The organism is Streptomyces sp. NPDC001407, assembly GCF_042895325.1.
GTDB lineage: Bacteria > Actinomycetota > Actinomycetes > Streptomycetales > Streptomycetaceae > Streptomyces.
Window position 1 is genome coordinate 302178 of sequence record NZ_JBIAWF010000002.1, and the last position, 13319, is coordinate 315496.

Here is a 13319-nt window from a genome sequence, read left to right on the forward strand (position 1 = left end):
CATGCAATTTGCTCCGCCGGGCACGCTACCAACGCTCTGACGTCGATGGGATCAGGGAGGGAACGGGCGACGTGCTCGACATCCTCGGACTGGACCGCACCACCGAATCCGTCTACCGCGAGATGCTGGCCGCCCCGGGGGCGGGGGCCCGCACCCTCTGCGCCCGCCTGGGGCTCGCGGAATCCGAGCTGCGCGGCGCGCTGGACAGGCTCAGCGAACTGGGGCTGTTGCGCACCTCCCCCGAGGACCGGCAGGTGGACCCGGTGAGACCGGAGCTGGGCCTGGGCCTGCTGCTCGCCCGCCAGCAGGCCGAACTGGCGACACAGCAACAGCGCGTCGAGGCCAGCCGCATCGCGGTCGCCGAGCTGATCTCCGAGGCTCCCCCGGCTGCCCCGTCCCTGGGCGACAGAACCGTGCTGCATCTCAACGGGGCCGGGGACATCCGCGATTACGCCATGGCCGTCTGCGAGGAGACCGAGGAGGAGCTACGGGTCTTCGCCCCCACGGCGGGCCGGGCGGCACCCGAGCCGGTGGAACTGCGCCCGCTGCACCGCCGGCTGCTCGCCCGCGGTGTTGCTTCGCGGACCGTCTACATGGACAGCGTCCGTCTCGACCCCGCCGGCGTCGCCCACGCCGAGTGGCTCACCTCCCTCGGCGCCGGTGTCCGCACAGCGCCTTCCCTGCCCACCCGGATGATCATCTGCGACCGGCGGGTCGCGCTGGTCGTCCGGTGTGACGACGGCTCCGGACCGGGTGCGGTGGCCATCGCCTCGGCCGAAGTGGTCGAAGCGCTGGGCGCCTTGTTCGAGACGGTGTGGGACTCCGCCGCCCCATGGGGAGCCCCGCCCCGGCCCTCCCCCTCGGACCTCAGCCGCCAGCAGGCGGAGGCCCTCCGCCTGCTGGCCCAGGGCCACACCGACGAGGCGATAGCCAAGCGGCTCGGTGTATCGACGCGCACCGCGCGGCGCATCGCCTCCGCGGTGATGACCCACCTGGACGCACGCAGCCGCTTCCAGGCCGGAGTGCACGCCGTACAGCGCGGCTGCCTCCCACGGACCGACGTGCCGCCGTGACGGGGGCAGGCCGAGTGAGTTGCCACTGTGTTCATCAGGACCGGCTCCGAAGCCGTACCGCCCAGCGGACGAGGAGTGGAGTGAGCAGGACCATCGCGAACAGGCGGAGGCTCTGGACGCTGGAGATCAGCGGTACGTTCGCGTGTGTGGCCACAGCGGTCGCGAGGACGGCGTTGATGCCGCCCGGCGTGGTGGCCAGATAGGCGTCGGCCAGCGGGATGTGCGCGGTGGCCGACAGCAGCCAGGCCAGTGCCGCGCAGGCGGCGCTGACAGTGAGGGTGCAGGCCAGGGTGATCGGCAGCAGATGGCGTACGCGTGCCACGGCGGGGCGGGTGAAGCGCAGGCCGATGTCCAGGCCGATCGCGGTGAACAGGGCCGTACGCAAGAGGCCGGCCGGGGCGAAGCCGGTGGCGGTGCCGGTGCTTGTCACAGCGGCGGCGAGCAGCATCGGGCCGAGCAGTGCGGGGCTGGGCAGCCGCACCCGGCACCCGGCCGCGGCTCCGGCGAGTGCGACAACTGCCAGCATCAGCAAGCCGGTTCCCTGGTGCGGGCCGTCGACCAGGTACCGGGCCGCCGGGCGGAGCACTGCCCGCCCCGGCGCGGTGGGGCCCGAGGCCGGCAGCGCCTGGACGAGTACGGGGGCGGTGGCGGCGACGAGGGCGACGCGCAGGTATTGCATGAAGGCGACGAGGCGGGGGTCGGCGTCGAGCTCCTCGGCGCAGGAGACGACGGCGGCCGATCCTCCCGCGACCATGCCGAGAGTCGCGGTGGCCCGGTCCACGCGCCCGACCCGGGCCAGCACCGCGGCGGCGGCCAGGCTGAGCACGGCGGTGGCGGCGGTGACCGCCGTCAGCGGGAGGACGGCCGCCGATGCCTGGTCAAGGGTTCGCGGGTCGAGGTAGCTGCCCATCAGGACCCCGAGGAGGGCCTGGGAGAGGCGGTTCACTCGTACGGGGAGTTTTCCCGCGGTGAATCCGGCGAGTGCGAGGGCGAGTCCGGCCAGTATCGGGGCCAGCAGATGCGGGGCGGGCAATAACGGCTCGGCCGCCTCGCCCGCCGCGTACGCGGCCACGGCGAGGGCCGGCCATGCAGTTCGGCGGCGTCGGGGAGGGTGGGCGAGCGAGGGCGACGGGGCCACCGTACGCCGGAGAGTCGTGACCACATCCGTGAAACTACAGGATGTAGGAGTTCGCTACCGTCGTGACATGCGGAACGACGAACGACGCCCCGGCGCGGCCCGATTGGCGTGGCAGGTCCTGCTCGCACCCGAACTGCTGCCCGAGGCACTGGGCGTCTTCCTGCGCGGGGCCGAGATCTGCCGGCACCCTCCCCACCCGGAGGCCGGAGCCGCACCCTCGGGTGACGCCTCCCCGCTACGGCTGCCGGACCCCGCGGGCGTGATTCTTACCGCGCGGCGCCCCCAGGGCGGATTCACCCGCCGCGAGCGTGCCGGAGCGAAGGCGCTCGCCTGGCTGGCCCGTAGACCCGCGTGGACCCGTGCCCACCGCCGGAGGGTGACCCTCCCGGCGGGGGCCACCGTCACGCTCCGCCGCGCGGGCGCCGCGGACCTACGGGCGGTGACCGTCCTGCATGTCCTGTGCGCACCGCCCGCCGGGCAACGAGCCGAAGGTATCCCCGGCCGCGAGGAACTGCCCCGCCTGCTGTCCCCACGGGTGGGCACCAGCCTCCTCGCCGAGGCTCCCGGCCGGCGACCCGTCGCCTGGGCGTCCCTGACCTGCGACGGCCCCGACGCCGACGTGGTCCTGCTGGTCGCCAACGCGTGGCGGCACCGCGGCCTGTGCACCGCCCTGCTCCGGGAACTGCACCGGGCCGCCCGCGCCACCGGCGCCCGGACCCTGTGGATCCACACCGCGGGCGGCGACGCGGCCGTGCAGCGCGCGGCGGCCGAGCTGAAACTGGCCGTGGCCGCCACGGACGACGACGGCGCGACGACCCTCTCCGCTTCGCTCTCGCCAGTCGTGTGGCCGCAGAAAGCACCCGTCCGGGAGGCTCAGGGCCGGCGGGCGAAGACGTACACCGCGCTCCTCATGAGGAAGTCGGGGTCCAGCGGACGCCCGTAGCCCGTGGCCGCCTCGGGAGCCGGTACGTCCCGCGTCTCCCAGCCGAGGTCCGACAGGCGCGCTCCCGGTGTGGGCCGCTGGTCCGTGTGGAGCAGGTCGCCGACGTCGACGCCCGCGCTCCGGGCGTTGTCCCGGATCGCGTCGGAGTCCAGGGCTTGCCGCATGTCCCCTACGTACTCCACCGCCAGCCGGCTGCCGGGAGCGGAGAGCCGGTGGATCTCGTGGAACAGCTCCTCCTCGGCCTCGGGCGGGAGGTACGGCAGGAGGCCCTCGGCGAGCCAGGCGGTGGGACGCGCGCGGTCGAATCCCGCCTTCTCCAGGGCGGTCCCCCAGTCGAGCCGCAGATCTATCGGCACCGGCCGGTGGTCACAGGCCGTGGTGGCGCCGCACTTCCGCAGGACCTTCATCTTGAAGTCCAGCACCTGGGGTTGGTCGATCTCGAAGACGACGACGGCCTCCGGCCAGGGCAGCCGGAACGGGCGGGCGTCGAGCCCCGAGGCCAGCAGCACGATCTGGGTGACCCCGGCGTCGAGGGCCCGCTGGAAGTAGTCGTCGAAGGCACGGGTACGCACGGCCACATAGGTATCGACACCCGGCGCGCCCGACTCCCCTTCTATGGCCGTCGCCTCGGCCTCGGTCGTCGGCAGCGGCAGCGGAGACCCGGCCTCCGCGACGAAACGAACCGCGTACGGGTCCTTGGCCAGGGCACCGTCCCGGCTCGTCTCGACAGCTCTGCTGGCGGCGACCGCCAGCGCCGTGATGCCGATCCCCGAGACGATGTCCCACTCTTGTTCCGAGCTCACGGGTGCCTCCGCACAATCGGGCTGCCCGCTTCCCGCGCATCGGCCGCGGGACGACAGCCGCTGAAACGTTGGCCATGCTAGGCCGCGCCCTGTGGGCCTTGTGCCCAGGTCCGCGGGCCGATCACCTATCGGAGGTGAGTTGGCCTGATGTGGGTGCGTGTGCACGCCTGTTCCGGGCAACGACCGGCACACTGGAGCACCTCACGAGCCACCGGACGACCTGTCAGTTTTCGGCATACCGCCTGGAACCGTGGCCGATGGCCCTCCGACGTTCGCAGCCCGGGGGAGCCTTCGACATCAGTCTTGTCGAACGCCATGCCGTAGGGCTGATACTCGATATCGAAGTTGACAGACCGAGCCCGACCGCCGTTCATTGGGTGAACCACGCACCCACCGGCAGAATGCGGACCATGAACGACCGGACCGACCACGTCCCCGACGCCCCCACGGCGGCTCAGGCGACCCACTGGATCACCACGCCCATCACCGCGGACCTCCTGCGCGGCGCCCTGGACCTGGAGCGCACCGAGCACGGGGTGCTGCCGCACCGGCTGCCCGCCCGGGCGCGTGCGCAGTGCGCCGACGGGCAGCTGGCCATGGCGGAGGCCCAGCCCTCGGGTGTCAGGCTGGTGTTCCGTACGCGCGCCACCGTCGTCGAGCTGGACACGCTGCCCACCAAGACGGTCTATGTGGGCGCGCCGCCGCGTCCTGACGGGGTGTACGACCTGCTCGTCGACGGCCGCCTGTCAGGGCAGGGCAGTGTGACGGGCGGCAATGTGCTGACCGTGGACATGACCACCGGATCCGCGGAGACCCGGCCGGGTCCGGTCGGCACCGTCCGGTTCCCCGGCCTTCCCGACCGCGTCAAGGACGTCGAGATCTGGCTGCCGTACAACGAGATCACCCAGCTGGTGGCCCTGCGCACCGACGCTCCCGTCGAGGCCGCGCCGGACAGCGGGCGCAAGAAGTGGCTGCACCACGGCAGTTCGATCAGCCACGGCTCCACCGCCGCGAGCCCCACCACGACCTGGCCCGCGCTGGCCGCCTCCCTCGGTGGCGTGGAACTGACCAATCTGGGCCTGGGCGGCAGCGCCCTGCTCGACCCGTTCACCGCCCGGGCCCTGCGGGACACCCCCGCGGACCTGATCAGCGTCAAGATGGGCATCAACCTCGTCAATCTCGACCTGATGCGTCTGCGCGCCTTCGGCCCCGCGGTGCACGGCTTCCTCGACACCATCCGTGACGGGCACCCCACCACGCCGCTCCTGGTCGTCTCGCCCATCCTGTGCCCCATCCACGAGGACACCCCCGGTCCCGGCGCCCCGGACTTCAGCCGCCTCGACGAGGGAATCCTCCAGTTCCGGGCCACGGGCGACCCCGCGGAACGGGCCGCGGGGAAGCTCACCCTCAACGTCATCCGCGACGAACTGGCCCGCATCGTGAAGCAGCGGGCGGCCGACGACCCGAACCTGCACTACCTCGACGGCCGCGAACTCTACGGCGAGGCGGACTTCGCCGAACTCCCCCTCCCCGACCAGCTCCACCCCGACGCCCCCACCCACCACCGCATCGCCGAACGCTTCGCGGCCCTGGCCTTCACCCCGGACGGCCCGCTGGCCGCCGGGCGGGCCTGATACGCCCACTCGCCGGATGGGGCGGGGCCGACACCGGCTCCGCCCCATCCGGCCCGCCGGCCAGCTGGAGGGGGACGGGGTCATCTCCCAGGAGGAGTACGCCGCACGAGCCGAGCGCGTGGCGTGGGCCTCGGGACGCACGAAGGACGATCCCCTCGTCGTCACCGCGCTGACGGCGGGGCAGCGCGCCTGGGCGTCGATGGACGCGAACGGCGACGGAAAGGTGACCTTCGACGAGTACGCGGCATGGGCCGGTGCCGAGGCGTTCGACACCGTCTGCGAGCCCGTGCTCGGCGCGCTGTTCGACCTCGTCGACACCGACAAGGACGGCGCGCTGGACCTGCCGGAGTTCACATCGCTGCGCACGGCGCTGGGGAACCCGGCCGGCAGTATCGCGTCGGCCTTCGACGCGCTGGACACCGACGGCGACGGGTATGTCAGGCGGGCCGACTACCTCGCCTCGGTCCGTGCCCACGTCAGCGGGGAGGACTCGCCCATGGGTGAGGCGCTGTACAGCGACGGGACGACGGAGGCCGCGGAGAAGGTGGGCGGGTAGGGACCGGTCATCCCCTCGGCACCGTGCCCCGGCTGTGCACGGATGTCCGGGGCACCGCTTTCACGTGGTCCGCCACCACCCCGCCGCACCGGGGCGGCGGCCCCATGTCACCCCGCTGCCTCAGGAGTCACTTGTTGCACGCGGGGACCGGCGACAGGTTCTGCACATAGCGTGCCGCGACATAGCCCGGCTTGGTGGCCAGCAGATACCACAGGTCGTTGCCCTCGACCTTCTGCCCGTGTTTCTTGCAGGACAGCTCGACGACCGTCCCCGGCTTGAGCGCGCCGAGGAACGTGGAGGTGGACGTGGGCTGTTCGCGGATCGACAGGGGCAGTCTGGCGACCACCTTGCCCTTGGGTGCCGCGGGCGCGACTGCCGGTGCCGCGGGTGCCCCGGCCGGGGCGTCCTCCGCTCCGGCCGGGCTCGCGGCCAGCAGCGCTGCGGAACCGGCCAGCAGGACCGCCGCACCGGCGGCCGCCGTGCGGCGCATCGACGGATACATCATCGGTTTCTCCCTTTCCATCCTCGAGGGCGTCAACGGGAGTTACATGGCGTATGACCCACGAGGGCGCGAAAGGGTTGCCCCGCGTCGGGCAGGACACGACCGCGAGGGTGCGCGGGACCGGCGCCCCGGCGGGACACACTCACCGTATGAGCACCGGAAACCAGAAGACCGCCGCCGCGCTGCTGCGGACGCACGGGAAGACATACGCCGAAGAGGCCGGCATCCGGTTGCGGGACACCCCGCAGCCGCTCTACCGGCTTCTCGTGCTGGCCTGTCTGCTCAGTGCGCGCATCCGGGCGCCCGTCGCGGTCGATACCGTGCGCAGCCTGGCAGAAGCGGGGATGAAGGATCCACGGCGGATGGCCGGGGCGACGTGGCAGCAGCGTGTGGACGCGCTGGGCGAGGGCGGCTACCGCCGCTACGACGAGCGCACCGCCACCCAGCTGGGGGACGGCGCGCGGCTGCTGCTCGACCGGTGGCGGGGAGACGTCCGCCGCATGCGCGCGGAAGCGGCCGGTGACACGGGGCGGTTGCGGAAGCTGCTCCAGGAGATCCCGGGGCTCGGGCCCACGGGCGCGGACATCTTCCTGCGGGAGGCGCAGGGTGTGTGGCCGGAGGTGTATCCGCGTTTCGACGGCAAGGCCGCCGAGGGGGCCGACCGCCTCGGGCTGCCGCGTGAACCCGCCGCCCTGGCCCGCCTGGTCGAGCGCGACGAGGCTCCGGCGTTCGCGGCCGCGCTGGTGCGCGTGGCGCTCGACAAGGAGCTCGCCGACGAGGTGCGGGAAGCCGCACGGGAGGGAAGCTGACCGGCGCGGGACGGGTCCTGTGGGGGCCGGGGGTGCTCCCGGAGGCCCCGCCCCGCGCGCTGGGGATGAGCCGCGGCCTCCTACCAGGTGACCGGCAGCCCGTGCAGTCCGAAGATCGCCGCGTCGTGCTTCAGCGGCAGGTCGTCGACGCTCCCGGCCAGCCGGAGGCCGGGGACACGGCGGAGCAGGGTCTCGTAGACGATCTCCAGCTCCATCCGCGCGAGGCTCTGGCCGAGGCACTGGTGCGGGCCGTGCCCGAAGGCGAGGTGCTGGCGCGCGCCGCGGTCGACGTCGAGCTCGTCGGGGTTCTCGAAGACCGCGGGGTCGCGGTTCGCCGCGCCGCCGAGCGCGAAGACGCCCTCGCCGACACGGATGGTCTGTCCCCCGATCTCGACGTCGTCCTTCGCCACACGGGCGGTGATGATGTCCGTGATGGTGAAGTAGCGCAGGAGTTCCTCGACGACGTCCGGTGTCGAGGAGGGGTCGTCCGTGATCCTCGCCCGCAGCTCGGGCCTCTCCAGCAGGGCCAGCATGCCCAGGGAGATCATGTTCCCGGTCGTGTCGTGCCCGGCGGTCAGCAGGAGGAACGCGAGGTCGACCAGGGCGGCGTGGTCGTACGTGCCCGCCTGCCGGCCCTTGGCGATCTGGCGGCTGAGCAGGTCGTCCTCGGGGGCCTTCTCCTTGGCGGTCACCAGCTCGTCCAGATAGGTCTGCAGGTCGAAGAACGCCTGCTGCCGGGTGAGCGGCGGGAGGGCCATGCTGAGCATGCGGGAGGTGCGGTCCTCGAAGAAGTCGCGGTCGGCGTCGGAGACGCCGAGCAGCTCGCAGATGACCAGCGAAGGCACCGGGAAGGAGAGCGCCTTGACCAGATCGGCCGGCTTGGGTCCGGCCAGCATCTCGTCGACGCACGCGTCGACGATGTCCTGGACGCGCGGGCGCAGCGCCTCCATCCGCCGGAAGGTGAACTCGCCGACCACCGCGCGTCGTGCGGTGGTGTGTTCGGGCGCGTCCATGCCGGCCAGGGAGAGCGTGGAGTCCCGGTCGCTCTTGGCCTGTTCGACGAGCATCGGGTAGTCCGGGTGTCCCCGGTCGGAGCTGAGGCGGGGGTCGGTCAGCGCCTTGCGGACGTCCTCGTACCTGGTCAGGATCCACGCGGGCCTGCCGGTGGGCAGGGTCACCTTCGACACCGGGCCGTTCTCGCGGAGACCGGCGTACTCGGCGGGCAGCTGGTACGGGCACGTACGGGGGATGGGGAAGGCGAGCGCGGTGTTGTCTTCGGTGGGTGCGGTCACAGAACTTGGCTCCTGAGCAGTGCGTTGACAGGGGTGCGCCGGAAATCCGTCGCCTGGTCCGGGCGCCCGCGGCCCTTCACCGCCGGCCGCGTGGCCGGCGGTGGGGAAGGGGCCGCGGACGCGCCCTGCCGTCTCAGACGGGCTTCTGCGCGGTCAGCAGGACGGAGCCGAACTCGTCGACGTCGATCATGGCCGCGGGGCTGAACTTCTCGTCCGCGTCCTCGTCGAAGACGGGGTCCAGGTCCTGCTCGCTGCGGCTCATCTGCTCGAAGGTCTGGCGCACGCTCTGCTCGGTGATGTCGCGGAGCTCGACGAAGCGCAGGCCCGCGCGGCTGAGCATGGGCACGTAGTCCTCGGGGCGCGCCAGCGTCATGATGAAGTCGCGGAGCAGGCGGTCCACGGCGGGCTGCTTGTCGGCCGGGATCGGGGCGCGCTCGAAGAAGTCGGTCAGCACCAGCCGGCCACCGGGGCGCAGCACACGGCGGATCTCGCTGAAGACCCGCTCGCGATCGGGCATGTGGAAGATCGACTCGATGGCGATGGCCGCGTCGAAGGAGTTGTCGGGGAAGGGCAGTTCCATGGCGTCGGCGTGGCGGAACTCCACCTTGTCGGCCAGGCCGGCCGCCTCGGCGAGCTCGGTGGCGCGGGCGATCTGGTCCCGGCTGATCGCGATGCCGGTGACGTGGGCGCCGGTGCGCTCGGCGATCCGCATGGCCGGCTGTCCGACGCCGCAGCCGACGTCGAGCACCTGGTGGCCCTTGTCGAGCCGCAGGGCGTCGGTCATCAGGTCGGTGAGCCGGTCGGCCGCCTCCACGAGGGGCACCTCGTTGTCGTCGAGGTCCCAGTAGCCGAGGTGGAGGCTGCCGCCCTGAGCGGCGGTGTCGAGCGCGGTGAGGCGGTCGTAGAGCAGGCCGACCTCTTCGGGGACGGGAACGGTGGTGGTGGGGTTCGACATGAGGAGTCCTCCGTTGTCTTCATGCGGGAAGTGACTTCATAAGGGAAGTTCTCGGCGCGCGGCGCATCCGGCACGGTCGCGCGGATTCGGCAGGCGGGGGTTTCGAAGAGAAAGGCGGCGAGGGGGAATTCGGCCGCGAGGTGCGTACACATCGACGATGTCGATGGTTGCGCGTGAGGAACACGCTACCGGTCCGGGGGTGAACAAGGAACAGTGCACCGGGTCGAATATTGGCGTTCTTTCGGGAACGGCGCGTTCAGTCGGCTATCTTGACGAGCATTTTGCCGGTGTTCGCGCCGCGCAGCATGTCGATGAATGCGGTCGGCGCGTTCTCCAGCCCCTTCACGACGGTTTCCCGGTGGACGATCCGGCCTTCGGCAAGCCAGCGTCCCATCCGGTCCAGGAACTCGTCCTTGAGATCGCCGTATTCCGCGACGAGGAAGCCGCGCAGGGTGATTCCCTTGCCGATGGCCTGCATCAGATGACGCGGACCGACGGTCTCGCCCTTGAGGTTGTACTGCGAGATGGCGCCGCAGAGCGCGAAGCGCGCTCCCCTTCTGCCCAGGAGCAGTGCGGCGTCCAGGTGTTCGCCGCCGACGTTGTCGAAGTAGACGTCGATGCCGCCGGGCGCGGCTTTCGCCAGTTGTTCCCAGATAGGGCCGTCCTTGTAGTTGAACGCGGCGTCGAAGCCCAGTTCCTCGGTGAGGTAGGCCGCCTTCTCCGCGCTCCCGGCCGATCCGACCACTCTCGCCGCACCGGACAGCCGGGCGATCTGGCCGACGAGCGAGCCGACCGCGCCCGCGGCCGCGGAGACGAACACGACGTCGCCTGCGCGGAATTCGGCGGCCTTGAGCAGCCCCGCGTAGGCGGCGTGGCCGGGCATGCCCAGCGCGCCCAGGTACGCGCCGGGCGGTGCGAGGCCCGGGTCGATGCGCACCGCGCCGGCGCCGCCCACGACGGCGTACTCCCGCCAGCCGAGGCCGTGCTGCACCAGGTCGCCGACCGCGAGAGCCGGCGACTTCGACACGACGACCTCGCCGACGGCTGCCCCGTCGAGCGCCTTGCCGACGGCGAACGGTGGCATGTAGGAACGGACATCGGTCATCCGTCCGCGCATGTACGGGTCGACGCTCATCACCAGATTGCGCACCAGCACCTGGCCGGGGCCCACCGGCGGCACCTCCGCCTGCACGACCGAGAAGGTCTCCGGGGTCGGCCAGCCCTCGGGGCGGGCGGCGAGATGGATTTCGGTCCCCTTGGACGGAACGGTCATCACTCTCCTCAACTACCGTAAAGAATCGGGTCGGTGTCCGACGCCACTGAATTGCTCCGCCCGGCCTCCTCAGGAGGCGAGGAGGCGCAGAGGTTTCCGGCTTTCGTCCGCGGGAGGGGACGCGAGGGTGCCGCGCCAGTTCCTCATGGCGGCTTCGATGTGTGCGGCGGCGCCTTCGAGCATCATGAGGCCGATCCGGTCGACGTGCCGGTTGCGCCATGGCTCCACGTCGGTGCCCGCGACCCATTGGTTGAACGCCCCGAGTGCCGGACCGGTCTGGATCTGGTAGTTCACCTTGTCCGAGCCGTCGCCCTCCATGGCGAGGCGCGTCGTGTGGAAGAAGTACCACCGGAACACGAGCGCCATCTTCTGTTTGGGCTGTGCCTCGGCCTGGGTGATATCGGCGTCCCTCCCCCGCGACCGGAGATAGTCGCGGACTTCCTCCCAGACGCGGTCGAGGCTCCTGCCGAAATATGTCCTCTCCAGCAGGGAGCGTGTTTTCGCCGGTATCTCCTCGATGCCGTCGTGGTGCGAGTAGAGGGAGAACAGTTTGTTGGCCCGGGTGGGGAAGAAGACGCCCTTGCGGAGCACCTGGACCTTGGCACCCAGCTCGAACATGTCCCCGGCCGGGGCGTAGGCGGTGTCGGCGATGCCGAGGTCCTGGAGCATGTCCTTGACCGCGTCGCTCGTCGCGGCTTCCACCGTGCACTGGTTGACGGAGCCGGTGAGGACGTAGTCGGCGCCCAGCATGAAGGCCGCCGCCACCGCCTCGGGGGTGCCGAGGCCGCCGGCGAGTCCCACGCAGAGGGGTTCGGCGTAGCCGTACCGCTCCTGTGCCTCCTGCCGGAGCCGGAGCATGGCCGGCATCATGACCGTGGCGACGCCGCCGTCGGTGTGCCCGCCGGAGTCGGCCTCGACGGTGATGTCGTGGCTCATCGGGACCTGCCGGGCGAGTGCCACCTGTTCGTCGGTGAGCGCGTTCTCCCGGCGGAGCTTCTCCAGCACCGCCTCGGGGGCGGGGGCCATGAACGCCCGCGCGACTTCCGGGCGCGACACCTTGGCCACGATGCGGTGGTCGCACACCGGCTTGCCATCGGCGCCGCGCCGGAGTCCTCGCGCCCGGTGCAGGACGAGGGCGGGTGTCATCCGCATGAAGGCCGATGCCTCGATGACGCGCACGCGGTGGCGCGCCAGCAGGTCTATCAGCTCGCGCTCGGCCGCGGGGTCGCCGTGGTCGGCGAGCACGTTGACACCATAGGGCTCCCCTTCGGCGAGGCCCTTCTGGATGTCCAGCACCCCGCGCTCGATCTCCGCAAGCGACAGTCCGCCGGTTCCCAGGAAGCCGAGCATGCCGTTCCTGCCGAGCCTGACGACCATCTCGGCCGAGGCGATGCCCCGGTACATGCCGCCCACGACGTAGGCGTGCCGCACCCCCATCCGCTCGCGGAACACGGGGCTGCCCAAGGCGGGCGCCGGCGGGGCGGGCCGCGGGGCCGGGCGCGGGGCGGAGCGGATCTGGTCGATGAGTTTGCCCAGCACCCGGCCGCCGAGTTCGACGAAGTCGGTGACGCCGTGGTCCAGGAGGTGGCGCACGCTGTCGGTCCAGCGCACGGGCCGCACGATCTGCTCGGTGAGCGTGCGCGCGGTCTCGCCGCTCCCGTACGGGCGGGCCGTGGCGTTGGCGATCACGGGGGTCGTCGGGTCGCCGAGGGCGAAGCCGTCCACGAAGCGGGCGAAGTCCTGCTGCGCCTGCCGCATCAGGGGGGAGTGGAAGGCGCCGGACACGCTCAGCTTCGCGCAGCGCACGCCGCGGGATTCGAGGTAGGGCACCAGGGCGCGGATGGTCTCGGTGTCACCGGAGACGACCTTCTGGGCCGGTGCGTTGTCGTTGGCGACGGTGAGGGTGGAGAAGCCGCCCTCGTCGAGGAGCACGCGCAGCTGTTCCGGGTCGACCCCGACCACCGCCGCCATGCCGCCGCCCTTCGCCTGGGCCATCAGTGCGCCGCGCTTCTGGACGAGGCGCAGGCCGGTGGTGAAGTCGAAGGCGCCCGCGGCGTGCAGCGCGCTGTACTCCCCCAGGCTGTGGCCGGCGAAGAAGGCCACCTCGTCGTCGTTGTCCTCGCACCACTGCCGGTAGGCGAGCGCGCCGACCACGAACAGCGCGGGCTGGGTGTACTCGGTGCGGCCCAGCCGCTGTCCCGGGTCGTCCAGGCACAGCTCGCGGATCGAGTAGCCGAGCACGTCGGAGGCTTCCCGCACGAGTTGGGGGTAGGCGTCGAAGAGCTCGCGTCCCATGCCGCGGCGCTGTGCGCCCTGGCCGGGGAAGACCACTGCCTTCATG

12 protein-coding genes are annotated in these 13319 nt (G+C 71.7%); 5 read left to right on the forward strand and 7 right to left on the reverse strand.

Translation table 11 applies throughout. The annotated features are described in order from the left end of the window. Positions 1 to 71: 71 nt before the first annotated feature. Positions 72 to 1073: a helix-turn-helix transcriptional regulator gene (locus ACFY1P_RS04940; RefSeq protein ID WP_361520092.1), complete on the forward strand. Its 1002-nt coding sequence runs from the start codon at positions 72 to 74 to the stop codon at positions 1071 to 1073. Between the two features lie 34 nt (positions 1074 to 1107). Here ACFY1P_RS04940 and ACFY1P_RS04945 read toward each other — a convergent pair whose 3' ends face one another. Beyond that, positions 1108 to 2235: an AbrB family transcriptional regulator gene (locus tag ACFY1P_RS04945; RefSeq protein ID WP_390749721.1), complete on the reverse strand. Its 1128-nt coding sequence runs from the start codon at positions 2233 to 2235 to the stop codon at positions 1108 to 1110. A gap of 43 nt (positions 2236 to 2278) precedes the next feature. Here ACFY1P_RS04945 and ACFY1P_RS04950 point away from each other — a divergent pair, with 43 nt between their 5' ends. After that, on the forward strand, positions 2279 to 3154 hold the full coding sequence (locus ACFY1P_RS04950; protein WP_390749722.1) for a GNAT family N-acetyltransferase: 876 nt from the start codon (positions 2279 to 2281) through the stop codon (positions 3152 to 3154). Here the strand turns inward: ACFY1P_RS04950 and ACFY1P_RS04955 are convergent. Continuing rightward, positions 3085 to 3957, reverse strand: coding sequence for an SAM-dependent methyltransferase (locus tag ACFY1P_RS04955; protein ID WP_390749723.1), 873 nt, complete (start codon positions 3955 to 3957; stop codon positions 3085 to 3087). The two genes, ACFY1P_RS04950 and ACFY1P_RS04955, sit on opposite strands and share 70 nt — an antisense overlap. 410 nt (positions 3958 to 4367) lie before the next feature. Between ACFY1P_RS04955 and ACFY1P_RS04960 the strand changes: the two genes are divergently transcribed. Together ACFY1P_RS04960 and ACFY1P_RS04965 are read left to right on the forward strand one after the other, a co-directional pair. Then, the gene (locus tag ACFY1P_RS04960; protein WP_390749724.1) at positions 4368 to 5591 is read left to right on the forward strand and encodes a GDSL-type esterase/lipase family protein; all 1224 of its coding nucleotides are present in this window, start codon (positions 4368 to 4370) and stop codon (positions 5589 to 5591) included. A 16-nt stretch (positions 5592 to 5607) separates the two neighbouring features. Further along, positions 5608 to 6147 (forward strand): EF-hand domain-containing protein, encoded by a 540-nt coding sequence (locus tag ACFY1P_RS04965; protein WP_361520078.1) that lies wholly within the window; start codon positions 5608 to 5610, stop codon positions 6145 to 6147. A 127-nt stretch (positions 6148 to 6274) separates the two neighbouring features. Here the strand turns inward: ACFY1P_RS04965 and ACFY1P_RS04970 are convergent, their stop codons facing one another. Then, positions 6275 to 6652, reverse strand: coding sequence for an SH3 domain-containing protein (locus tag ACFY1P_RS04970; protein ID WP_390749725.1), 378 nt, complete (start codon positions 6650 to 6652; stop codon positions 6275 to 6277). A 146-nt stretch (positions 6653 to 6798) separates the two neighbouring features. Here ACFY1P_RS04970 and ACFY1P_RS04975 point away from each other — a divergent pair, with 146 nt between their 5' ends. After that, positions 6799 to 7458 (forward strand): endonuclease, encoded by a 660-nt coding sequence (locus ACFY1P_RS04975; protein WP_361520072.1) that lies wholly within the window; start codon positions 6799 to 6801, stop codon positions 7456 to 7458. 80 nt (positions 7459 to 7538) lie between these two features. Here the strand turns inward: ACFY1P_RS04975 and ACFY1P_RS04980 are convergent, their stop codons facing one another. The 4 genes from ACFY1P_RS04980 to fabD form a co-directional block, all read right to left on the reverse strand. Continuing rightward, positions 7539 to 8750: a cytochrome P450 gene (locus ACFY1P_RS04980; protein WP_361520069.1), complete on the reverse strand. Its 1212-nt coding sequence runs from the start codon at positions 8748 to 8750 to the stop codon at positions 7539 to 7541. Between the two features lie 133 nt (positions 8751 to 8883). After that, positions 8884 to 9705: a methyltransferase domain-containing protein gene (locus ACFY1P_RS04985; RefSeq protein WP_361520066.1), complete on the reverse strand. Its 822-nt coding sequence runs from the start codon at positions 9703 to 9705 to the stop codon at positions 8884 to 8886. A 256-nt stretch (positions 9706 to 9961) separates the two neighbouring features. Further along, on the reverse strand, positions 9962 to 10978 hold the full coding sequence (locus tag ACFY1P_RS04990; RefSeq protein ID WP_361520063.1) for an NADP-dependent oxidoreductase: 1017 nt from the start codon (positions 10976 to 10978) through the stop codon (positions 9962 to 9964). 69 nt (positions 10979 to 11047) lie between these two features. Beyond that, a complete protein-coding gene (fabD, locus tag ACFY1P_RS04995; RefSeq protein WP_390749726.1) occupies positions 11048 to 13318 on the reverse strand; it encodes an ACP S-malonyltransferase in 2271 nt (756 codons plus the stop codon). Between the last annotated feature and the right edge of the window lies 1 nt (position 13319).